At 33.6% G+C, this 23,086-nt stretch carries 19 protein-coding genes; 9 read left to right on the top strand and 10 right to left on the bottom strand.

Features of this window, described 5'->3' with window-relative positions; all coding sequences use genetic code 11:
• Positions 1-84 precede the first annotated feature (84 nt).
• Positions 85-1,629, top strand: a complete 1,545-nt coding sequence (locus CHB81_RS12610) for a VWA domain-containing protein (protein ID WP_089352218.1) — start codon at positions 85-87, stop codon at positions 1,627-1,629.
• An 81-nt stretch (positions 1,630-1,710) separates the two neighbouring features.
• Here the strand turns inward: CHB81_RS12610 and CHB81_RS12605 are convergent, their stop codons facing one another.
• The 8 genes from CHB81_RS12605 to CHB81_RS12570 form a co-directional block, all read right to left on the bottom strand.
• Positions 1,711-2,457, bottom strand: a complete 747-nt coding sequence (locus CHB81_RS12605; RefSeq protein WP_089352217.1) for a tetratricopeptide repeat protein — start codon at positions 2,455-2,457, stop codon at positions 1,711-1,713.
• 144 nt (positions 2,458-2,601) lie between these two features.
• Positions 2,602-4,353 (bottom strand): BatD family protein, encoded by a 1,752-nt coding sequence (locus CHB81_RS12600; RefSeq protein ID WP_089352216.1) that lies wholly within the window; start codon positions 4,351-4,353, stop codon positions 2,602-2,604.
• Between the two features lie 131 nt (positions 4,354-4,484).
• Positions 4,485-5,255, bottom strand: a complete 771-nt coding sequence (locus CHB81_RS12595) for a tetratricopeptide repeat protein (RefSeq protein WP_089352215.1) — start codon at positions 5,253-5,255, stop codon at positions 4,485-4,487.
• Positions 5,256-5,388: 133 nt separating this feature from the next.
• Positions 5,389-6,420, bottom strand: coding sequence for a VWA domain-containing protein (locus CHB81_RS12590; protein WP_089352214.1), 1,032 nt, complete (start codon positions 6,418-6,420; stop codon positions 5,389-5,391).
• A gap of 83 nt (positions 6,421-6,503) precedes the next feature.
• Positions 6,504-7,505 (bottom strand): VWA domain-containing protein, encoded by a 1,002-nt coding sequence (locus tag CHB81_RS12585; RefSeq protein WP_089352213.1) that lies wholly within the window; start codon positions 7,503-7,505, stop codon positions 6,504-6,506.
• Positions 7,505-9,139 (bottom strand): hypothetical protein, encoded by a 1,635-nt coding sequence (locus CHB81_RS12580; RefSeq protein WP_089352212.1) that lies wholly within the window; start codon positions 9,137-9,139, stop codon positions 7,505-7,507. The genes CHB81_RS12585 and CHB81_RS12580 overlap by 1 nt, the downstream gene beginning before the upstream one ends.
• Positions 9,140-9,298: 159 nt before the next feature.
• On the bottom strand, positions 9,299-10,162 hold the full coding sequence (locus CHB81_RS12575) for a DUF58 domain-containing protein (RefSeq protein ID WP_089352211.1): 864 nt from the start codon (positions 10,160-10,162) through the stop codon (positions 9,299-9,301).
• Positions 10,163-10,242: 80 nt separating this feature from the next.
• Positions 10,243-11,247 (bottom strand): MoxR family ATPase, encoded by a 1,005-nt coding sequence (locus CHB81_RS12570; RefSeq protein WP_039113153.1) that lies wholly within the window; start codon positions 11,245-11,247, stop codon positions 10,243-10,245.
• 223 nt (positions 11,248-11,470) lie between these two features.
• Here CHB81_RS12570 and CHB81_RS12565 point away from each other — a divergent pair, with 223 nt between their 5' ends.
• The 4 genes from CHB81_RS12565 (at position 11,471) to CHB81_RS12550 (ending at position 14,972) form a co-directional block, all read left to right on the top strand.
• Positions 11,471-12,346, top strand: a complete 876-nt coding sequence (locus CHB81_RS12565; protein WP_089352210.1) for an aldo/keto reductase family oxidoreductase — start codon at positions 11,471-11,473, stop codon at positions 12,344-12,346.
• A 17-nt stretch (positions 12,347-12,363) separates the two neighbouring features.
• Entirely contained in the window at positions 12,364-12,864 is a 501-nt protein-coding gene (locus CHB81_RS12560; protein WP_089352209.1) for a GNAT family N-acetyltransferase, read from the top strand.
• Positions 12,865-12,950: 86 nt separating this feature from the next.
• Complete coding sequence (locus CHB81_RS12555; RefSeq protein WP_089352208.1) at positions 12,951-13,706, top strand: SDR family NAD(P)-dependent oxidoreductase; 756 nt, start codon at positions 12,951-12,953, stop codon at positions 13,704-13,706.
• A gap of 111 nt (positions 13,707-13,817) precedes the next feature.
• Positions 13,818-14,972, top strand: a complete 1,155-nt coding sequence (locus CHB81_RS12550; protein WP_089352207.1) for an ATP-binding protein — start codon at positions 13,818-13,820, stop codon at positions 14,970-14,972.
• A gap of 126 nt (positions 14,973-15,098) precedes the next feature.
• Here CHB81_RS12550 and CHB81_RS12545 read toward each other — a convergent pair whose 3' ends face one another.
• Positions 15,099-15,842, bottom strand: a complete 744-nt coding sequence (locus CHB81_RS12545) for a DUF3298 and DUF4163 domain-containing protein (RefSeq protein WP_089352206.1) — start codon at positions 15,840-15,842, stop codon at positions 15,099-15,101.
• A gap of 105 nt (positions 15,843-15,947) precedes the next feature.
• Between CHB81_RS12545 and CHB81_RS12540 the strand changes: the two genes are divergently transcribed.
• Positions 15,948-17,090: a cystathionine gamma-synthase gene (locus tag CHB81_RS12540; RefSeq protein ID WP_089352205.1), complete on the top strand. Its 1,143-nt coding sequence runs from the start codon at positions 15,948-15,950 to the stop codon at positions 17,088-17,090.
• A gap of 81 nt (positions 17,091-17,171) precedes the next feature.
• Here the strand turns inward: CHB81_RS12540 and CHB81_RS12535 are convergent, their stop codons facing one another.
• Entirely contained in the window at positions 17,172-17,966 is a 795-nt protein-coding gene (locus CHB81_RS12535) for a glutamate dehydrogenase (protein WP_089352204.1), read from the bottom strand.
• Between the two features lie 301 nt (positions 17,967-18,267).
• Here CHB81_RS12535 and gdhA point away from each other — a divergent pair, with 301 nt between their 5' ends.
• The 3 genes from gdhA to recO all read left to right on the top strand — a co-directional run bounded on the left by gdhA (position 18,268) and on the right by recO (position 22,955).
• Positions 18,268-19,611, top strand: coding sequence for an NADP-specific glutamate dehydrogenase (gdhA, locus tag CHB81_RS12530; RefSeq protein ID WP_089352203.1), 1,344 nt, complete (start codon positions 18,268-18,270; stop codon positions 19,609-19,611).
• A gap of 226 nt (positions 19,612-19,837) precedes the next feature.
• Positions 19,838-22,123 carry a T9SS type A sorting domain-containing protein gene (locus CHB81_RS12525; RefSeq protein ID WP_089352202.1) on the top strand — a complete coding sequence of 762 codons (2,286 nt, stop codon included), beginning with the start codon at positions 19,838-19,840 and terminating at the stop codon, positions 22,121-22,123.
• Between the two features lie 118 nt (positions 22,124-22,241).
• On the top strand, positions 22,242-22,955 hold the full coding sequence (gene recO / locus CHB81_RS12520) for a DNA repair protein RecO (protein ID WP_089352201.1): 714 nt from the start codon (positions 22,242-22,244) through the stop codon (positions 22,953-22,955).
• The last annotated feature ends 131 nt before the right edge of the window (positions 22,956-23,086 follow it).

Below are 23,086 nucleotides of genomic sequence, written 5' to 3'. Positions count from 1 at the left end.
CACAGATAATCTTCACTAGTACATCCGGAATGCTGGTCGTTATTTGAGAGTAAATCATTCACTAATTTCTAAAACTTATTTTAAATGAAAAATAAAGCTTTTTATTTGATCGCATTCCTTGTTCTTGTTTTGTCCAGCTGTAAAAAAGGAGATGCAGATTCTGCTGCTGAAGCAATGGATATGACGGTTGTTTCTACCGATGAACTTCCAGAAGAAAATATTTCGGATCCTAACACTGAAAGTTATGCCGGACTTGAAGAAAATCCTTTCGAGTCTCCACAAAAATCACCTCTTTCTACTTTTTCTATTGATGTTGATAATGCATCTTATACCAATATCAGACGTTTTATTAATGAAGGACAAAAAGTTCCTAAAGACGCTGTTCGTGTCGAAGAAATGATGAATTTCTTTAAATACAATTACCCACAGCCAGAAGGACAGCATCCGTTTTCGATTAATACAGAATTAAGTGATTCTCCGTGGAATAAAAACTGTCAATTATTGAAAATTGGTTTACAGGGAAAAAATGTTCCAATGACTAATTTACCAGCTTCAAATCTTGTTTTTTTAATTGATGTTTCTGGTTCAATGGATGAAGCTAATAAACTTCCGTTATTAAAGGAATCGATGAAAATTTTGGTAAAAGAGCTTCGTCCACAGGATAAAGTTTCAATTGTGGTTTATGCGGGTTCAGCCGGCGTTGTTTTAGAGCCAACTTCGGGAGATGAAAAAGAAACAATTATGGATGCTTTTGATGATTTAAGTGCGGGTGGAAGTACAGCTGGAGGAGAAGGAATTGAATTAGCTTACAAACTTGCTGAGCAAAACTTCATAAAAGAAGGAAATAATAGGGTTATAATTGCAACTGATGGTGATTTTAATGTAGGTGCTTCATCTGATGATGATATGGAGAAACTGATTGAAGAGAAAAGAAAATCAGGTGTCTTCTTAACGGTTTTAGGATACGGAATGGGGAATTTCAAGGATAGTAAAATGGAAATCCTGGCCGATAAAGGAAATGGAAATTATGCTTATATCGATAATATTCAGGAAGCCAATCGTTTTTTAGGAAAGGAATTTAAAGGTTCGATGTTTGCCATAGCGAAAGATGTAAAGATACAAATCGAGTTTAATCCAAAGCACGTTCAGGCTTACCGATTAATTGGTTATGAAAACAGAAAATTAAATGCTGAGGATTTTAAAAATGATAAAATTGATGCAGGCGAATTAGGAAGCGGTCACACAGTTACGGCCTTGTATGAAATTATTCCAACTGGTGTTGAAAGTGATTATGTGGCTTCAGATTTAAAATACACAAAAGTAAATAAGAATGATTCTGAAAATAGTGATGAATTGGCGACGATTAAATTTCGATATAAAAAACCTGACGGAGATAAAAGTATTGAAATGGTGAGTACAATCGACAATAAAAAAGTTACGTTAGATCAGAGTTCTTCTGACTTTAAATTTACAACCGCTGTTGCCTGGTTTGGATTAAAATTAAGAGATTCAAAATTTATAGCAAACAGTTCCAGTTCTGATATAAAGAAATTAGCAAAATCTGGTTTATCAAACGACGAAGATGGTTACAAAGCTGAGTTTATTAGATTGGTGGATGCTGTAAATTAGAACAAAAGCTAAAAAGAAAATCCCAAATTCCAATTTAATACTGGGATTTGGGATTTTTTATGTTCTGAAATTTAAAGATTTCTATTTTACTTCTTTGATTGTTGTACCGTCGATCCAACCTTCAGTTCCGTCAGTTAGTTCGATTTTTGTCCATCTTCCAAGAGTTTCCATAACGTAAACTTTTGCGCCTTCATGCAATAAGAAAATTGCTGCACCAGCTTTTTGAGGTTCACTGCGAACTTCACTTAACTCTGAAAATACAATTGCAGGACGATCGTTATCAAAATGGCTTTTCTCAGACATTCCGGCAAAAACACTTAACAATAAAGCAACCAAAAGCACAAACATTCCAATGAAATAGATTCTTTTGGTAAGCGAAAGCTGTGAAAAATAATACCCAATAAAAGTCAATAGAAATACAAAGGCGATTCCAATAGAGATTTTTGCCCACGTATTATAATTAAAAATACCGGTAAAGTTCTGAATCAGTTTTGCAAAACCTACTTTCGGAACTTCTTTAATCTCGTCGATTGTTAGTTTTTTGGCAAATTTTAAATTGTTCAAAGTCTCCGCATCATGAGGTTTTAAAACTAAAGCTTTCTCGTAATTATAGATCGAAGGCGCTACTTTATTTAATTTGTAATAACTATTTGCCAGGTTAAAATACAACTCAGCAGATTGTTGTTTGTCATCTTTAATAATACTTTCATAAACATCTACAGCTTGCTGATATTGCCCTTTTTGGTACAATGCATTTCCTTTTTCAAAGCTGCTTTGAGCAAAGAAAACCTGTGTGATTAATAAAAAAAGATATACTATATGTTTCATTTTATTTTCTTTAAACCTACAGTCCCGAAGCCTCGGGATAAAACCTGTCGGGTTTGATTTTTTAAACTTTGTGAACTTAAAATCTACACAATCTAAATTACTTTTCTTAGCGCACTTTGCGGTAAAATAAATTGCGGTTAAAATTTAAACTATTTGTTTTTCCAGTTCAGAAATTATCAAAATAGCTTTATCATAGTCCTGCTGAATCGAAGCGCTTGATGCCGGAGCATAGCGTGCAAACTCGCAGTTTTCAGTCAAATTAATGAAATTTTGAACTGTTTCAGGATTTGAATTTCTTGATAATAACAACTTGCGAATATTGTCTTTGCTCATTTCTGAAGTTTCAAGATGCAATTTTGCTTTTAAGAAATTGTGCATTGCTTTTTCCAAAGCGATATAAAATGGCTCTTTGTTCTTGATTTGTTTCTTGGCTTCAGATAAATATTTCTTCGCCAGTTTGTTGTTCATTCTAATACGGTTTCCGGTAACGTCGCCATCAATTGCTTCTTTTCGCTTCTTAGCCAAAATAATAATTGGTAAAATTACAAACGGTAAAAATAACAAGGCATAATACAAATTAGAACCATAAAAATCATTTTTAGCAATTGCTGTTAATGTTGTTTTTGATTTGATGTATTTGAATTGTTCTGTTTTCGAAATCACGTTTTTAGCGGCCGTTGCATTTGTTTCTGCCTGAATTGGTCCGTCAAGAACATCGACCATAATTTCTTTTGAAGTTATGGTTTTATAAGTTCCTGTATTCAAATCAAAATAAGAGAATACCATAGGTTTTATAGCGTACTTCCCTTTGTATTGTGGAACAATTGTGTATTTATCCGTGATTTTTCCTGACATTCCAGAGAGTGAAGTTGTCACTTTTTCGTCATGAACCGGATCGTACATTTCAAGTGCATTAGGTACAACAGGTTTTGGCAAAGTAAACAATTTCATGTTTCCATTTCCTGAGGCACTAACAATTAAATCAATACTTTCTCCGCTTTTTAAGGTAGTTTTAGAAGGTGTCACCGTAAAATCAAATTTACCAACCGCTCCGGTAAAACCTTCCGGTTTAGTAGCTTCAGGAAGAGGTCTTACATTGATGGTTTTTGCACCCGCAGAAACAACCTTGCTTCCATCAGTTAAAATCATTTGACCAAACATATCGCGGCGATTTGTTGGCATTTGTACGCCAATTTCCAACGAAAGTGGTTCAATAGTAAGCCTGCCTGATTTTTGAGGATAAAGAATGGTCTTTTTCAGGATTACATAATAACATTTTTCTCCTTGATAAGTTCCTTGCTCAAGGGTCAATTGTTTGATATCGATATTCTGATTCCAGAAGTCGTTATATTTTGGCTTAGCCAATTCTTTAAAGCCATTAACATTGATATTGTTGAAATACAGTTTGTAAACTACTGTTATAGGTTCATTTACATATGGACTTGTTTTTGAAATTTCGGCTACAAGATTCAGCATTTCATCTCCGTTAGAAGATCCTTGAGACCTAGGATCGTTAGGATCTCTTTCTTGTGCAACGGCATTTGTAACAACGATTTTTATAGGCGATGTTTTGTAAATCTGACCGTTGTATTCAATAGCGGCTTGCTTGATATAAACCGTTCCTTTTTGGTTAGGTTGTAAAATATAGGAATATATTTTCTGAAAAGAACTTCTTCCGTTTACCCAGGATTGACTTATTTGCTGACTTGGACCACCTACGATTCTAAAACCTTCAAATGAAGGCTGATCAAAGTTGTCTCCATCAACATTCATCATAAAGTCAACGCGTAATCTTTCGTTCAGTCCAAGCGTGTTTTTGCTTACTCTTGCCTCAAATTGAACTTGAGCCAAAAGCCCTTGAAAAGTGAATAGTAATAGAATTAAATATCTTTTCATTAAATTGTTTTCAGTTTTTGTTTAACTGTTTAATTGTTTTTTAGTTTAACCGTTTAATCGGTGAAATATTGTTTAATCGGTTTTGAAGTGATTTAAATCAACAAATTAACGATTAAGCAATTCAACGTTATTTACCAGTCTTTTTCAGTTTTTTTAGGAGATCCTTTTACTTTTTGAGCGTTTACTTTATCCTGAACTTTCTTTTCTTCGTTGTTTACGGCATCTAATAAATTCTGAACTCGTTCTTTAGAGATCCCGCCAGGCTGTGGTTTTGGCTCCCCGTTATTGTCTGATTTATCATCTTTCTTCGGATCGTTTTTACCATCTTTTTTATCCTTGTCTTTGTCGCCCTTGTCGTCTTTTTTGTCCTTATCCTTGTCTTTATCTTTATTCTTGTCTTTGTCCTTGTCCTTATCTTTGTTTTTATCCTTATCCTTGTCCTTGTTTTTATCTTTATTCTTATCGTTTTTCGGAGGATTTTCTTTTAATTTTTGTTTCGCTAAAGCATAGTTGTAACGTGTTTCGTCATCTGTTGGATCATTTCGTAATGCTTCTTTATAAGCTTCAACTGCCTGCGTATAATCTTTCTCTTTCATAAAAACATTTCCTAAATTGTGGAATGCTTTATGTTTCTCAGGTCTTGTTTTGGCATTTTTTATTGCTTTAGCGTAAGCAAACTTAGCTTCTGAAACCTGATTTTGTTTATAGATAGTGTTTCCTAAATTATAAGGAGCAGCCGCACGTTTTGGAAATTTTGATTCTGAAATTCTATAATTAGCTTCTGCATCAACAAATTTATTCTGCTTATATTCATCATTGGCATCAGGCAATGTTTTATCTTTTTCCTGAGCCGAAACCGCCAAAGAAAACGTTAGTAAAATATAAAGAAGTAAATTTTTCATTCTAATTTTTTATGTTTTTATGTTTTGCCACGAATGGCACTAATTATCACTAATTAGATTGTTTTTTTATTTTTGAATTTCACAAAGACATTTTTTCTTTCGTGTAAATTCGTGTAATTTGTGGCGAACTTTATTATTTCTTTTCGTTAAATAAATTCAACTCTTTTATCCAATTTGTTTTTCTTTCTAAAAGGAAAATATCAACAAACAATAACAAGAAAGCAAAGCCAATGAACCATTGAAATTGCGATTGGAAATCGGCCATTTGAGTGGCTTCAAATTCAGTTTTCTGAATGTTGTTTAAGGCATTTTTGACATATTCTAAAACTTCCTTCGTATTTCCGCCATACACATAACCTTTTGTAGATTTTGAAATGGCTTTTAAAGCTTCCTGATTTAGTTTTGTAATAACAGTTTGTCCGTTTTGATCTTGCTGATAGCTTTTTACTACACCATTTTCTTTTAACGGAATTGTGCCTCCTTTTTCTGTTCCAACACCAATCGTAATGATTTTCATTCCCATTTTATTGGCTTCTTCTGCCGCAGCCGAAGCACCTTCAGAATGATCTTCTCCATCAGAAATCAGAATCAAAAGTTTACTTGTTTTGCTTTTTTCGTCAAAATAAGTAGAGGACAATCTGATTGCTTCATCAAGTGAAGTTCCTTGTGACGAAACCATATCCGGAGTCATACTTTGCAGGAACATTTTGGCAACACTATAATCAGATGTAATTGGCAAAACCGGAAAAGCACTTCCTGCATATGCTACAATTCCAATTCGGTCACTTCCTAAGTTATTGATGATTTGTGAAACCAGTTGTTTGCTTTTTTCCAAACGGCTTGGTGCAACATCTTCGGCAAGCATACTTTTAGAAACGTCAACCGCAAAAACAATGTCTATTCCTTCGCGTTTTACCGTTTCCATTTTTGTCCCAATCTTCGGATTTACCAATCCGATAATTAAACAGGCAAGTGCCAAAAGTACAACCGATAATTTTAATACAGGTTTAAAAACAGAACGCTCAGGGCTCAGTCTTTTTACCATTTCGAGATCACCAAATTCGCGTTGTTTTTTTCTTTTCCAATACATATTGAAAAGGAAAACACACACCACAATTGGGAGTAATAACAAAAGATATAAATATTTTTTTTCGTCTAATTCCATTTTTTGATTCTAGTTCTCAGTCGCAGTTTTTAGTCTCGGTTTTCAGCTGTAAACTGTAAAACTGTGACTGCGACTAATATATTTTAAATAAAGCTTCTGTAAACCGTATTTCTTAAACCTACTTCCAACAATAATAAAAAGGCTGCTAATAAAACAAAAACCCTGTATTTTTCGTCGTAATCATAGAACTTCAATTCCTGAATTTCAGTAGTTTCTAATTTATTAATCGCATTGTATATTTCGGCTAATCTGTCGTTGCTTGTTGCTCTAAAATAAGTTCCATCGGTTTTACGAGCAATGCTTTTCATTAATTGTTCGTCGATTTCAACTTTTTGCATTTTATATAAGAATCCTCCATTTGGAGCATAAGCATATGGAGATTCTGCCATTCCGTTAGTACCAATTCCTATGGTATAAACTTTTATTCCGTATTGTTTCGCAATGTCTGATGCAGTTTCCGGCTCAATAAAACCGGCATTATTAACACCATCCGTCATTAAAATTACTACTCGGCTTTTTGCTTTACTGTCTTTAAGACGGTTTACAGCAGTTGCCAATCCCATTCCAATTCCGGTTCCGTCTTGTAAAACCGTATCATATTTAATTCCTTTTATCGCTTCTAAGATAATAGCTTTGTCACTTGTAACCGGAGTTTTTGTATAAGCTTCTGAGGCATATAAAACCAATCCAACTCTGTCATTAGGTCTTTCTCCAACAAAATCCGCGGCTACTCTTTTTAAAGCTTCCATACGGTTTGGCTTTAAATCTTTTGCCAACATACTTCCCGAAACGTCAATTGCAAGAACAATATCGATTCCTTTTGTGGTTTTAGTCTGACTGCTAATATCAACTGTTCTAGGTCTTGCTAAAGCAATAATTAAAGAACATAAGGCAATAATTCTAAAAACGTATAAACAAGGTTTTAATTTCGTCAATAGCGATTCACTATTTTTGAAACCTTGCGTCGAACTCATCTTTAAAGTAGGTGATTGCTGATTTCGTTTCCAAAAGAACCAAGCGATCGCAATAGGAATTAATAGGAACAACCAAAAAAATTCCGGGTTTAAAAAAGTTATCTTATTCATTAGTTGCTCGCTTTTTGAAGTTCAACAGAATTTAAAATGCGCTCTGTAATATCATTTGCATAAGTATCACCTTCCTGATGTAAAATCACGATTTGTTGCAATCCCTGATCTTGTTTGAAAAGCAAAATTTCATAATATGCTTTTGAACTTGTTTTGTCAACCGGATTTAAGACTGTCATTGTTCCGTATCCTTTTAATCCCTGAATACCTTGATTGGTTTGGAAATCTTCTTGTTTTACAATAATATTTTGTCCGCCCTGAGCTTCGATTACTTTTAGAGATCCTTCTAAGGCTTTTGCCAAATCAAGCTCTACAGGATTTTTGAATTTACTGGTTGAAACTGCCACATAAAAATTGTCAATCATACTTCCATAAACAAAAAGCTGCATCTCTTTGATTAGCGCCATTGTTTCTTTTGGTAAGAATTTTTGAGTATCCATTCGTTTTAAAACTTTTGGAGTTTCAATAAGAATGGCAGGATTTCCGTAAGCACTTTTAACCCATTCTCCTTCTAATAATTCTTTAGACGGATGACCAATAAGGTTGTCTTTTACGTAATTGAAACCTTTGGTAACAATAAAGAATGTCGTTGTAGCAAATACTAAGAAAACTACAGTTCCTACAGCAATTGCAATACGTTTATTACGTTTTTTAAGTAGTTGTTGCTTAATTTGTTTTTGTTTCTGAGCTTCGTTTAATAATTGGTCTTCTTCTTCAGCCGGAACTTCAGTTGGAATCGCATTATCAAGTGTCAGAATTACTCTTTGAATTTTATTTCGGTCTTCGGTAATTTCAAATTCGAGAGGTTTAGATTTAGCAAATTTTACTAAATCCGCCTGACGTAAAACGCGTTCCAGATTCTCAACAGTTTCAGGAGTAAGCGTCATTTTCTTTTTGGTAGAAGCGGTTCTGATCGCCTGAATCAATTCAGATGTTGTGCTTTCCATTGCTGGAATATGAATTGCTTCTTCGATATAGTTACGCGCAATATCTGTTAATTCACTATAGTATTCTTTGATTTCGCCTTTTTGAACCAGTTCTTTTTGCTCCAGATTGTTTAGCAAACTTGTCGCTTTTTCGATAGGAGTTTTATAAACTTCTTCTTCGATTTTTTTCAATTGGCGTTTTTTAACAAACCAATATACAAAAGCTCCAATGGCAAGAATAACAATAAAAATCAAAAGATAAATCCACCAGTTTCCTATTCCGCTGTCAGCAGCAGTAATGTCTTTGATATCGTACATCTTTTGTTGTAAAGTATCGACTTTTACATTGGCAACTTCAACACGAATAGAATCTGATAAATAAGGCTGTTTGTCAATTAAAATCTTAATGCTAGGAATAGTGTATTTTCCAGAATCAAATTGCGTTAAACCATATTTTTTGATCAATTCATAAGTGTCGTTTTTCTTCACTGTATCAATTGGATACGACTGAATTACTTCAAGTTGTCCGATAGTTTTTAGTTTAGGAAAAACAACTTTCGACTTTGAACTGACAACCGTTTTAAGCGTTAACTTAAATTCGGCTCCAATTTTATTTTTTGTAGTATCAATACTGGTCTCAACTTGTTTTTGCTGTGCAAAAATAGAAGAGGAGAGTAAAAATAAAAATATGTAAAACTTTAATTTCATTTGATTTTGTTTTCAGATTTTAGTCTAAAACGAATGCTTAATATGGCACGCGGATGACGCGGATTTAAGCGGATTTTTTATTTGTAATTCTTCAGCAGAAATTAATTTATAGATCTTTTTTTTAATCTAAAATCTAAAATCTGCACTCTAAAATTATATTTACCTCGATTTGAAATAGCCAAGCAATTTGGTTACGTAATTTTCGTCAACTCTTGTGTTTACAACACCTGCACCCGATTTGCTGAAAATATCTTTGAAATAATTTACTCTTTCATGATAATGTTTTTCATAATTCATTCGTACTGTTTTCGAACCAGTATCAACCAGCTGAATTTTTCCGGTTTCGGCATCAAGCATAGATACCATTCCTAAATTCGGAATTTTTTCTTCACGAATATCATACACTCGAACACCCGTAATATCGTGTTTTTTAGAAGCGATTTTTAAAGTCTGCTCGTAATTTTCAGACATAAAATCGGAAATCACAAAAACGATTGCTTTCTTTTTCTGAGTTCCTGATAAAAATTTTAAGGCAGCTCCAACATCTGTTTTATGGCTTTTTGGTTCGAATTCGATTAATTCACGAATGATACGCAAAACGTGTGAACGACCTTTTTTTGGCGGAATATACAACTCTACATTATCAGAGAATAATATTAAACCAATTTTGTCATTATTTTGTGTAGCCGAAAAAGCCATCGTTGCCGCAATTTCGGTGACGATGTCTTTTTTAAATTGGCTTTTTGAACCAAAACCTTCAGAACCCGAAATGTCAACCATTAAAACCATGGTCAACTCTCTTTCTTCTTCAAAAACTTTTACGTGGGCTTCATTGTAGCGTGCAGTTACATTCCAATCGATGTTACGAATGTCGTCGCCATATTGGTATTGACGTACTTCACTAAAAGTCATCCCGCGCCCTTTAAATGAAGAGTGGTATTCTCCCGAAAAGATATGATTACTCAATCTTTTCGTTTTGATTTCTATTTTCCGTACTTTTTTTAAAAGCTCTTTTGTATCCATTTTATTTGTTTAAAGTTTAAAAGTTTCAAGTTTCAAGTTGGCTTTACAGCAACGTGAAACTTGAAACATTAAACAAATTTTTAAGGTACTTCAATCTCGTTTACGATTTTGTTGATAATGTCTACAGAAGTAATGTTTTCGGCTTCAGCCTCATAAGTAATACCAACTCTGTGACGTAAAACATCATGTACAACTGCACGAACATCTTCTGGAATTACATATCCGCGACGTTTAATGAAAGCGTAACATTTTGCTGCATTAGCTAAATTAATACTTCCACGTGGTGATGCTCCAAAACTAATAAGAGGTTTTAAGTCTGCAAGTTTGTATTTCTCAGGATAACGAGTAGCAAATACAATATCTAGAATATATTTTTCGATTTTTTCGTCCATGTAAACTTCACGAACAGCTTCTTGTGCGCGTAAAATTTGTTCTACAGAAACTACAGGGTTTACTTTTTCGTAAGATCCTTTTAAGTTTTGGCGAATTACTAAGCGTTCTTCATCCATTTTTGGGTAATCAATGACGGTTTTAAGCATAAAACGGTCAACTTGCGCTTCCGGAAGTTGGTAAGTTCCTTCTTGCTCAACAGGGTTCTGAGTTGCAAGTACTAGAAACGGACGATCAAGTTTGAAAGTCGTGTCGCCAATAGTTACTTGTTTTTCCTGCATTGCCTCTAAAAGTGCTGACTGAACCTTTGCCGGAGCACGGTTAATCTCATCGGCAAGGACGAAATTAGCGAAGATTGGTCCTTTTTTAATTGAGAACTCGTTTGCTTTGATGTTATAAATCATGGTTCCAACAACATCGGCAGGTAATAAGTCAGGAGTAAACTGAATACGACTGAACGAACCCTGAACCGCTTGTGACAAAGTATTTATTGCTAAAGTTTTTGCCAATCCAGGAACACCTTCAAGCAAAATATGCCCTTGTCCTAAAAGTCCAATTAGTAAACGTTCGACCATATGTTTCTGGCCCACAATAACTTTGTTCATCTCCATTGTAAGAAGGTCTATAAAAGCACTTTCTCTTTCAATTTTCTCATTTATCGCTCTAATGTCTAAAGTCGTTGTATTTTCTTCCATATAAATATTTTTAAAACCTTTTTAAAACGTTGATTTTTATGCCTTACTTTTGAGAGTGCAAATTGAATATTTTTTGAGAAGTAAGATGTTAAAGAATGGTTAAAACTTCGACCAAAGACCTAATTTTAAGGACGAATTGGGAATCTATTTTTATATTTTTAAGAACTTTGATGATTATGCTTTAGAAAAGTATATTTATTACCAAAAATAACGCAATAAAACCATGAGTAAAACAGCATTATCGCCTATAATTTCGGGCACTATGAATTGGGGTGTTTGGGATAAAAACCTTACACTTAAGGAAATGGAAAACATGATACAAATTAGTATCGAAAACAAAATTACAACTTTTGATCACGCCGACATTTACGGAGCTTATACCACCGAAGCTGATTTTGGAAAAGCATTTCATGCCAGCAAAATTGCGCGCGAAAAATTACAATTAATTACCAAATGCGGAATTCAGATGATTGCTGAAAAACGCCCGGAAAACAAAATCAAACACTACGATTATTCTAAAGAATATATTATTTGGTCTGTTGAAGAATCACTAAAAAAGTTGAAAACAGATTATGTTGATGTTTTTTTATTGCACAGACCAAGTCCATTAATGCAAGCGGATGAAATTGCTGAAGCGGTTGAAAAATTAAAATCAGAAGGGAAAATCATTGACTTTGGACTTTCAAATTTCACGAGTTCGCAAACCGAATTGATTCGTCAGAAAACGGAAGTTAGTTATAATCAGGTGCAATTTTCAGCTACTCATTTTGAAGCGATGACAGATGGAAGTTTAGATTATATGCAAACGCACGGAATTCGCCCGTTGTCCTGGAATCCGCTTGGGACAGTTTTTAGAGAAGACACCAAGAAAACACGTCGTTTGAAAAAACTATTTGCTGAATTGGTTCAAAAATATGGTTTTGGGTCTGATACTCTTTTATTAGCATGGATTTTAAAACATCCGGCAGGAGTAATTCCAATTGCAGGAACTGTAAATGTTGCCAGAATTCAATCGTTGATGAAAGCTGTAGAACTTGAAATGGACAAGGAAGACTGGTTTGCGGTCTGGACAGAAAGTATGGGAGACGATGTGCCATAAATGATGTATTCTGAAAAATGATACACTTAGAAAAATTCGAAAAACAATATTATTCGGAATTGATAGATTCCATCAAAAATGCAAAAGATTTAATGCAATTTGCTGGACCAGAATTTGTTTTTCCGCTAACCGAAGAACAAATTGACAAAACACTTTCTGATGAAAATAGAATTGCTTTTAGACTTGTTAATGTTTCTGGGGAAAGTACTTTGGGTCACTGCGAAATTTATTTTAAAGATGATTCTGCAAAACTTGGGCGCATTCTGATTATGGATAAAAATCAAAGAGGAAAAGGAATCGGTGAACAAATGGTGATTCTATTACTTGAATATATTCTTAAAAACAGAAAAGAACGAAATGTTGAATTGAATGTTTTCGATTTTAATATTGGCGCTATAAAATGTTATGAGAAAGTGGGCTTCACAATTAATCCGGATAAAAAACTGATAAGAGAAGTTGATGGAGAAACCTGGACTGCTTTGAATATGGTGTTGAATTTAGAAGAGTGGAAAAATTAAAAATAAAATTATTTGCCACAGATTAATAGATTTCAGAAGTTGAAAGATTAATTAATCTGTGGCAAAAACTTGAAAAATAAATAAGAATGAAAAAAACAGTCTTAATAACTGGAGCCACAAGCGGAATTGGAAAAGCAACCGCACAAATACTGGCTAAAAATAATTATAAAGTTGTCCTTTGCGGAAGACGTATTGATCGTTTAACTGAATTAGAAAAAGAACTTTCGGCTTTTACAGAAGTGCATTCTCTCTCTTTTGATGTTCGTGATAAAAACGCGGCTTTTGATAGTATTAATAATTTGCCCGAAGAGTTTTCGACAATTGATGTTTTGATCAATAACGCCGGAAATGCCCACGGTTTAGATCCAATTCAAACGGGGAATTTAGATGACTGGGATGCGATGATTGATATTAATGTAAAAGGATTGTTATATGTTTCTAAAGCTATAATTCCGCAAATGACCGAAAGAAAATCAGGACATATTATTAATATTGGATCAACGGCTGCAAAAGAAGTTTATCCAAACGGAAATGTATATTGTGGTTCAAAACATGCAGTTGATGCAATCACACAAGGAATGCGAATTGATTTGAATCCGTTTGGAATTCGTGTTGGAGGGATTCATCCGGGAATGGTTGCCACTGAATTTAGCGAAGTACGTTTTAAAGGTGATGTCGAAAGAGCTTCAAATGTGTACAAAGGTTTTGATCCGCTACAGGCAGAAGATATTGCGGATATTATTCATTTTGTGATTTCAAGACCATATCACGTAAATATTGCCGATTTGGTTGTGATGAGTACAGCGCAAGCGTCGTCGACGATTGTTAAAAAGAATATCTAAAATTAGATTGTTAGACTTCTTAGAAAGTTAGATCTTTAGATTAAATTTAGAATCTGAAAATCAAATAGTCCAACAATCTAAGAAGTCTAAAAATCTAAGAAGTCTAAAAAGATGATCAACAAGCGCCTTTTAATAAAAAATCTCCTGGCTCATAATGATGAGAGCAGTTTTTATGACAAAAAAAGGCAGTTGAATTTACATTCGCGTGAAGGAAAAGGGAAATTTCTGAAACACATTTGCGCATTATCCAATTCAAACCCAACCAATAATTCTTATATAGTGGTTGGGGTAGAAGATCAGGATAACGAAATTGTTGGTGATGACTTTTTTGACGATAGTAGAATCCAAAATCTGGTCAATGCTTTTCTGGAAAATCCGCCTAAGATTCAATATGAAAATGTGCCGTTTCCAAATCTTCCAAAAGATAAAGTAATTGGATTGGTAACGATTAAACCCAAAAGTAAAATTTCCTATTTCAAAAAAGGAATTCATACTATAATCGCTAATAGTGTTTTTGTACGACGTGGCAGTAATTCGATTCCTGTAGAAGAAGGTGAAATCGAAAAAAACTATCAGAATACAGAAACTGTAATCGGCATCGAAAATAGTTCCAGAAACAGCATTCAATATACATTGGACGGCGTTATCGATTTTATGAATTTCAGGCACAAAGATATGTCGCCTAAATATTATGTTTTTAAAGAATTGTTTGTGATTTGCTGGGCGGGAGTTCCTAAAAAATCCCGAGATGTAACCTTTTTATCTCGTGTTGACATTGAGTTAATCAACGAACAAATTAAACTTTTTTATTCGGCCCAAGATGTTGTTACGATAGTTTTTGATGATGATAGTTTTACAATAACCGAATATGTTCCGTTGGGGCTAAATGATAAAACGAGTTATTATCCTTTAGAGAAACAAACGATTCATTTTTTCGACAACGGATATTATAAAATTGACCGTGAAATGCTTTTTCAACCTCCGGAATTCAATCGGAAAATGCTCTATCATATTTATAATTCTAATATGGCATTATTGCAAAAACTACAAAAAGGAATTCCTTTATCAGAACGTGAATTAAAAGATTTGGAAAATCTTCCCTCAACTTTTATGATTTGTTATCTGAATGGTTTTGACGATGCAAAACAAAAACTGATTGATGCAAAATTACTTCTGAAACCATTTGGAAATATTTATTTGTCGTTTAAAGAAGCGTTAAGGATTTTAAGAAAGATGAAGTATGATTTTCAGGAAGGGGCTAAATAAGGTACAAAGGTTCATAGGAACAAAGAGACAAAGGTTTTCTGTGGAGATGCACAGCTGTGCATCTAATTCGATGATTTTTTTGTTTTTTGGCTTTAGCCGAATTATAACTTCACATTAAGATTAAAGTTATTGATATTTCAAAAATTTATTGACTTTATCATAAGGAAATAAAAGTTCTTTTGGGCCATCGGCATACGAAGCTGCTTCATAAGAGTTGTAATATAAAAGCAAACCTTCATCGGTATAAAAAATATTCTGTGGCAATTGAAATTTGTCGTTTTCGAACATTAAACCTGTTGCATTAATGTTAGCTTTTGTGGGGATATTGTATTTTGTTCTGAATTCTTTTTCGGCGAAAGCCTTAAATTCTTTTTCATTTTTAAACAATTGATCGCTAAAAATGGTTTTTCCTGTTTTAGGATTGAATAGTAAAGATCGGAAACCCTGATAACCATGAGCGCCACCGGTAAAGGTATAATGATCAATTTTTATATTTAGAATCTGATCGGAATTAAATACGACATCGCCTTTTATTTTTCCTTCCCAGCCAAAAGTTTCACTTGGAAATTTTTTATGCATTTCTTCATATGAAGTAATAAAAGATTCTGCCAATGTTTTATAATCATTTGCTTTTGACGGGTCTTCTCCAAAATAGACAATTTCTTTTATTACTGCAAAAACTTTTTTATTGATGCTGTCTTTTACTATCGGTGTATTTTTTGCGATGGGAACATCGATGGTGATTTTTGGACAATCGCTTTTGCAAGGGATAGCAGATTCTTTTTCAAATGTTTCATTTTCAAATGAAAGCCCTTTGTTGCAACTTGTCAAGATTAAAAACAAAAAGACTAGAATAGTTAAGTGTTTCATATCAAAAAGTGTTAATTATATACAAAGGTAAGAAGTTGTGTCAGGATTAAAATAAATTAAACGGTAAATTTGTACCACAATTAAGTATTAAAAATTTATAACTATATGAAATTCAATACAAAAGTAATACATGGTGGTCAACATCATGACCCAAGTACAGGGGCGGTTATGCCTCCGGTGTATCAAACTTCAACATTTATTCAAACGAGTCCGGGGAAACCTTTGGCGGATTATGAATATAGCAGAGCGTCGAATCCAACTCGTACAGCTTTAGAAAATGCTTTGGCAAGTATTGAAAATGGTACTCGCGGATTGGCTTTTTCATCAGGCTTGGCAGCAACAGATTGTGTTTTAAGATCGTTTAAGGCTGGAGATGAAATCATTGCAATGGATGATTTATACGGAGGAACTTATAGAATGTTCTCCAGAATTTATAAAGATTCAGGAATTAAATTTCATTTTGTTGATATGACTGATATCGCAAAATTGAAATCATTAATCAACGAAAACACAAAATTGGTTTGGGTAGAAACACCAACAAACCCGTTGATGAAGTTGGCAGATATTGCAGAAGTAGCAAAAATTACTAAAGCCAATAATATTTTGTTTGCTGTAGATAATACTTTTGCAACGCCATATTTGCAAAAACCTCTTGATCTTGGAGCGGATATCGTAATGCACTCTGCTACAAAATATCTTGGTGGGCATTCTGATGTTATTGCGGGAGCTTTAATTGTTAAAGATGAGGCTCTAGGAGATCAATTGCATTTTCAGCAATTTGCAACGGGAGCAACTCTTGGACCAATGGATAGTTTCTTGGTTTTAAGAGGAATCAAAACACTTTCGTTAAGAGTACAAAGACATTGTGAAAACGGAGAAAAAGTGGTTGAATTCTTGAGTAATCACCCAAAAATAAATACAGTTTATTATCCGGGTTTAAAAAATCATCCGTTTCATGAAATTGCTAAAAAGCAAATGAAAGCTTTTGGCGGGATGGTTTCATTTACTTTTAAATCTGGGAAGAAAGAAGATTCTATTGCATTTTTAGAGAAATTAAAAGTTTTTACTTTGGCAGAATCGCTTGGCGGAGTTGAATCATTGGCAAATCATCCAGCATTGATGACACACGCTTCTATTCCGGCAGATAAAAGAGCAGAAGTTGGTATTACCGATGATTTAGTTCGATTGAGCGTTGGTATTGAAGATGCCGAAGATTTAATTGCAGATTTAGAGCAAGCTTTAGCTTAAAAAATAATCACTAAATAAAAAATCCCAAACTCCAATCTTAATGATTTTGGAATTTGGGATTTTTTTTATTTTGGAATTTCTTTAATATTCTAAGTACATAATGTACCCTACATTAAACCAAACTTGAGAATCGTTTGATTTGTTTTCTTTATAAAGATCTTTGTTAGGATTTAAACCATCTATCCAATCAGAACTGAATCCCTGATAACGGGCTTCGAACATCAGATCGTTCATTTTTGTTAATTTGTAGTGAATTCCGACACCTGCTGTTATCGACGCTACGACACCGCTTTCGCTAGAAAAACCATATGGACGGCCATCAGAAGGAGTTAAATATTTTGGAAAAGTATTTTCAGGAAGTCCTAAAGTACCTAATCTGGAATCGACTTTGGCCGAATAATAACTCACCTGACATCCTACACTTACATATGGGCTAACGCCACCTATTGTATTTTCGAAATCATGAATTTTCATAAACGGTGAATACTCCAATTGAGCTCCAAGGTTTACTACGGTTGAGCTGCCGTGCATTGCTCTAAGGTGTTGTACAAGGTTTTTGAATTTTTCTCTTTCTACCCAATAACCAAAATGTTCTAAGTTGGTTTTGTTAAAAGATAATTCGGATCTAACTTTAAAGTGTTCTGTAAAAAAACTTTCTCTATTGTTATTGGCTGAGAAATTTAAAAAATGGACAAGTCCGATTCCAAAGCCAGTATTTCCGATGTTTGTGTCAAAGTTATTTCTTTGACCGTAGTCAGACTGAAAAACTACAGGTCCGAATACTATTCCTACTTCTTGTGCTAAATCGGACTGGGCAAATGCAATAGTAGGTATGCCAAAGATGGCAAATAATGTGATAATTACTGGTTTGAGCATAGTTTTGGGCTTTCTAATCAAGGCAAATATATAAAAAACATGGTCGATTCAAAATATTAAATTAGGCTATTAGAAAATAAGTAATGAAATACTTAATTTACTAACTTTAACTATGTTAAATTGATGTAAACTTAAAAGGGTAAATGTTATTTTAATTATTGTTTGAAAAATAAACAAATCGACAGTCCAGATGTAAAAAAATAACAATTTACTGTATCTTTGTGTGTTATTACGAAAACGTTTTCTCTAAAAATTTTCGGAATACATAATTGAGCAAAAAAATAAAATAATTTATTTCAAAATGGAACAAAAAATAAATGAGTTTATGGCTCTTGTAGAGTCAAAGAATCCAAACGAGCCTGAGTTTCTTCAAGCCGTTAGAGAGTTTGCAGAAACGGTAATTCCATTTATTGCAGAAAGAAAAAAATACGATGGTAAAAATTTACTTCTAAGAATTGCTGAACCAGAACGTTCTATAATATTTAGAGTTCCGTGGGTGGACGATAAAGGAGAGATAATTGTAAACAGAGGTTTTAGAATTCAGATGAATTCTGCAATTGGACCGTACAAAGGCGGAATCAGATTTCATCATTCTGTAAATTTATCAGTTTTAAAATTTTTAGCTTTCGAGCAGGTTTTTAAGAATAGTCTTACAACACTTCCGATGGGTGGTGGAAAAGGAGGATCTGATTTTGATCCGGAAGGGAAATCTGATGGAGAAATAATGCGTTTTTGTCAATCATTTATGACTGAGTTATGCCGTCATATTGGTCCAGACTTGGATGTTCCTGCAGGAGATATTGGTGTTGGTGCAAGAGAGATTGGATATTTATTTGGTCAATATAAAAGAATCAGAAATGAATTTACTGGTGTTTTAACCGGTAAAGGACTTGCGTACGGAGGTTCATTAATACGTCCTGAGGCTACAGGATATGGAGTTGTTTATTTTACGGACCAAATGTTACGTACTATTGGACATGAAATAAAAGGAAAAAGAGTAGCAATTTCAGGATTTGGAAATGTTGCTTGGGGTGTTGCTTTAAAAATAAATGAACTAGGAGGGAAATTAGTTACTATTTCAGGACCTGATGGTTATATTTATGATGAAGAAGGTATCTCTGGTGAGAAAATTGAACATATGGTAGAAATGAGAGCAACTGGTGATAACAGAGCTGAAGTTTATACTCATAAATATCCAAACGCTGTTTTCCATAAAGGAAAAAGTCCATGGGAAGTAAAAGTTGATATTGCGATTCCATGTGCAACTCAAAATGAGTTAAACGGTGATGATGCCAAAAAACTTATAGATAATGGTGTTTTGTGTGTAACTGAAGCCGCAAATATGCCATCTACTCTTGATGCAATTAAATTATTCTTAGATAATAAAGTATTATTTGCTCCTGGAAAAGCGGCGAACGCTGGTGGAGTTGCTGCATCCGGATTAGAAATGACGCAAAACTCAATTCGTCTAAACTGGACAAGTGAAGAAGTTGATTTAAGATTAAAAGATATCATGGTTGGAATTCACAATCAATGTAAAAAATATGGTGCTGGTGAAGATGGTTATGTAAACTACGTAAAAGGAGCGAACATTGCCGGATTTGTTAAAGTTGCCGATGCTATGCTTGCACAAGGTGTAGTGTAATAATAAATCAAATTTTAAGAAGCCTTCATCTATCGGAAACGAAAGATGAAGGCTTTTTTTGTTTTCCGCCACGAATTCACGAATATTTTTGTTCCTCTTTAAGAAAAGAATAATTCGTGAATTCGTGGCGAATCTATATGGAAAGAAAATGATTTTTATTTTAAAGAAGAACAAAAATCAAATACTTTCGTTTGTAGTATATTTGTCTATCCGAATACATTAAATGATGAAGAGAAGCTTTCTGTATATTTTATTTCTATTGCTGTTTCAGTTTAATTTCGCTCAAAGTAAATTGTCCTGGCAAGGTTATTTTTCGTTTAACGAAATAAAAGATATCTCAGAATCTGCGACAACAGTTTTTGCTGCGTCAGAGAATGCTTTGTTCTCTAAAAATTCAGCAACAAATCTCCTCAAAACAACTACGACAGTTGATGGACTTTCCGGTCAGACTATTTCGGCGGTTTATTATAGTGAAACATTCAAAAAAACTATTGTTGGTTATGAAAATGGTTTGATGATTGTAATCAATGAAACCGACGGAAGCATGTTGAAAGTAGTCGATATAATTAATAAACAATTATCGCCTAGCATTAAAAAAATTAATCATTTTATGGAACATAATGGTTTGCTTTATGTTTCGTGCGATTTTGGAATAGTACAATTCAATTTAACGACTTCGCAATTTGGAGATACTTATTTTATTGGAGATAATGGCGCAGAAATTAGCGTAAAACAAACTACCTTTTTTAATGGATTCATCTACGCAGCTACTTCAAGTGGAATTAGAAAAGCAGATAGTACAAATCCGAATTTGGTTGATTACCAACAATGGCTTCTTGTGAATTCTGGAGATTGGTCAAGTGTCGAAGCTTTAGATACAGAACTAATTGCTATAAATTCAGCGGGATATATTCATCGGTTTAACTCTAATATATTTATTGGTTTTTTACAGCTTCCACAACCTTCTACAGATATGAGAGCCAGGAATCATAACTTGTTTATTACGATACCAAATTCGGTTTACGTTTATAATAATCAAATGATTTTGAGTCGTCAAATTACAAATACTCAGGTTCTAAGCAATAATTTAAATTTTAGTTGCGCAACAGCTGTTGGCGATTTAATTTATATCGGAACAAAAGAAAAAGGGTTGTTTTCCTCAACACTTGCAGGGATTTCGACCTTTACAGAAAATACACCAACGGGACCAATTCGAAATAATATTTTTTCGTTAGATGTTTCTCCAAATGTATTGTGGACGGTTTATGGTGATTATAATACTTCTTATGATCCATATCCATTGGATACTTATGGTGTTAGCAGATACAATACTTCTTCGGGTTGGTTGAATATTCCTTATTCAGAAGTTTATGATGCAAAATCGATAACACGGATTCTTATCAATCCTAAAAATGAAAACCAGGTTTATGCAAGTTCTTTTTTTTCAGGTTTAGTAAAGATAGAAGATGATGTGCCTAATTTTTTGTATAATGAAAAAAACAGTGGTCTGGAAAGTATTACTTATGCCGGACCGGATTATATAGATGTCAGGATTAATGGAAATGCTTTTGATAAATCCGGAAATCTTTGGATAACCAATAGTAGGGTTAACAACGGTTTAAAGGTCTTAAAAACCAATGGACAGTGGCAAAGTTATGCTACAAGTGCAGTTTTAGCGAAAGCAGAAGATGTTAGTTATTCAAACATCGCTATTGATAAGAATAATACAAAATGGATTTCTACTAATAGAGATGGCGTGATTGCTTTTAACGAAAGTACAAATACGTTCAAAAAAATAACTTTAGGTGCAGATTCAGGAAATTTGCCAACAACAGATGTTAGATCTGTGGCGGTTGATACTAAAAATCAGCTTTGGATAGGGACTATAAAAGGGTTGAGAGTTTTGTCTAATGTTGGTAGTTTTCAAACTGAAGGTCAGTTAAAAGCAAATCCAATTATTATAATGGAAGACAATCTGCCTCAGGAATTACTTTACGAGCAGTTTATTACATCGATTGTGGTAGATGGATCTAATAATAAATGGATTGGTACAGCTGATTCAGGGGTTTTTATGGTGTCGCCAAATGGACAGGAGACAAAATATCATTTTACTATAAATAATTCTCCTTTACCGAGTAATTCTATAAATGATATTAAAATTAATAGTGTGAGTGGTGAAGTTTTTATTGCAACAGACAAAGGAATGATTGCTTTTAAAGGAATAGCAACACAGGCAAATGAAGATTTGAACAATGTATATATTTATCCAAATCCTGTTCGTCCAACTTATTCAGGAACTGTGAAAGTAGCCGGATTAATTGATAAAGCCAATGTTAAAATCACAGATATTGAAGGTAATTTGGTTTATGAAACCACTTCAACCGGTGGAACGATAGAATGGGATACAACTGCTTTTGGAAGATATAAAGTAGCTTCGGGAGTTTATATGGTTTTTATTTCGGCGCAGGATGGAAGTGAAACCAAAGTCAAAAAAGTAATGATAATTAGATAATCTAGTTACTGTAATTAGATAATTGTTTGATGTGAATAATCTAATGAATTTATATGGTCAAAAGTTTACAATCAAAAGTCTAATAATCTAAGAAGTCTAACAATCTAATAATCTAATAGTGCTTGTCAAAACCAAAGCAATAGTAATTTCGGCATTAAAATTTCAGGAGAAAAGTTTGATCGTTAAGTGTTTCACACTTTCAAATGGCTTGAAGTCCTATTTTGTGCGTGACGCTTTTTCGAGCCGAAAAGCAAGTCAGAAAATTGCTTATTTTCAGCCGCTGTCTATTCTTGAAATAGAGGCAGTGCATAAAAACAAAGGGACATTAGAAAACTTCAAGGAAATTAAAACCGCAGTTCCTTTTCAGAGTATTCATACTGATTTGGTAAAAAGTACGATGGTAATGTTTCTTTCTGAGATGTTGCATTATTCTATTCAGGAAGAAGAAAAGAACGAATCACTTTTTGTTTTTTTAGAAACCGCTTTAACTTGGCTTGACCATCATAATGAGATTTCTAATTTTCATTTAATTCTGCTTTTAGAAGCCACTAAGTATTTGGGTTTTTATCCCGATATTTCAGAAGCCGATTTGCCTTATTTTGAGATGATCGAAGGTATTTTTGTGCCTTTTCATGGTTTAAGTGCGCTTACAGAACATGAGACAAATTTGTTTAAAAAGCTAATTGATTTGAAGTTCGAGAACGATCAAAAAGTTTTTAATGTCATAGAAAGGCAAATTCTGTTAAAAATACTGATTGATTACTACAGTTTTCATTTAGATGGATTCAAAAAACCTAAATCTTTAGAGGTTTTAAAGGAGGTTTTCTCTTAGATTTTAAAAAAGAGCACTATTTTTTTGCGGAATATACTTGAAATTTCGTGACATCGCTCTTTTTTACGTCATCTTTTATCTATTTTCCTCAAAATTCCTTACTTTCGCACCTCGTTTAAGAAAAGGATAAA

The sequence above is a fragment of the Flavobacterium sp. ov086 genome (genome assembly GCF_900187965.1).
Classification (GTDB): Bacteria; Bacteroidota; Bacteroidia; order Flavobacteriales; family Flavobacteriaceae; genus Flavobacterium.
The sequence above is the reverse complement of the archived record's forward strand: the minus strand, read 5'-3'. Positions and strand labels throughout refer to the sequence as shown.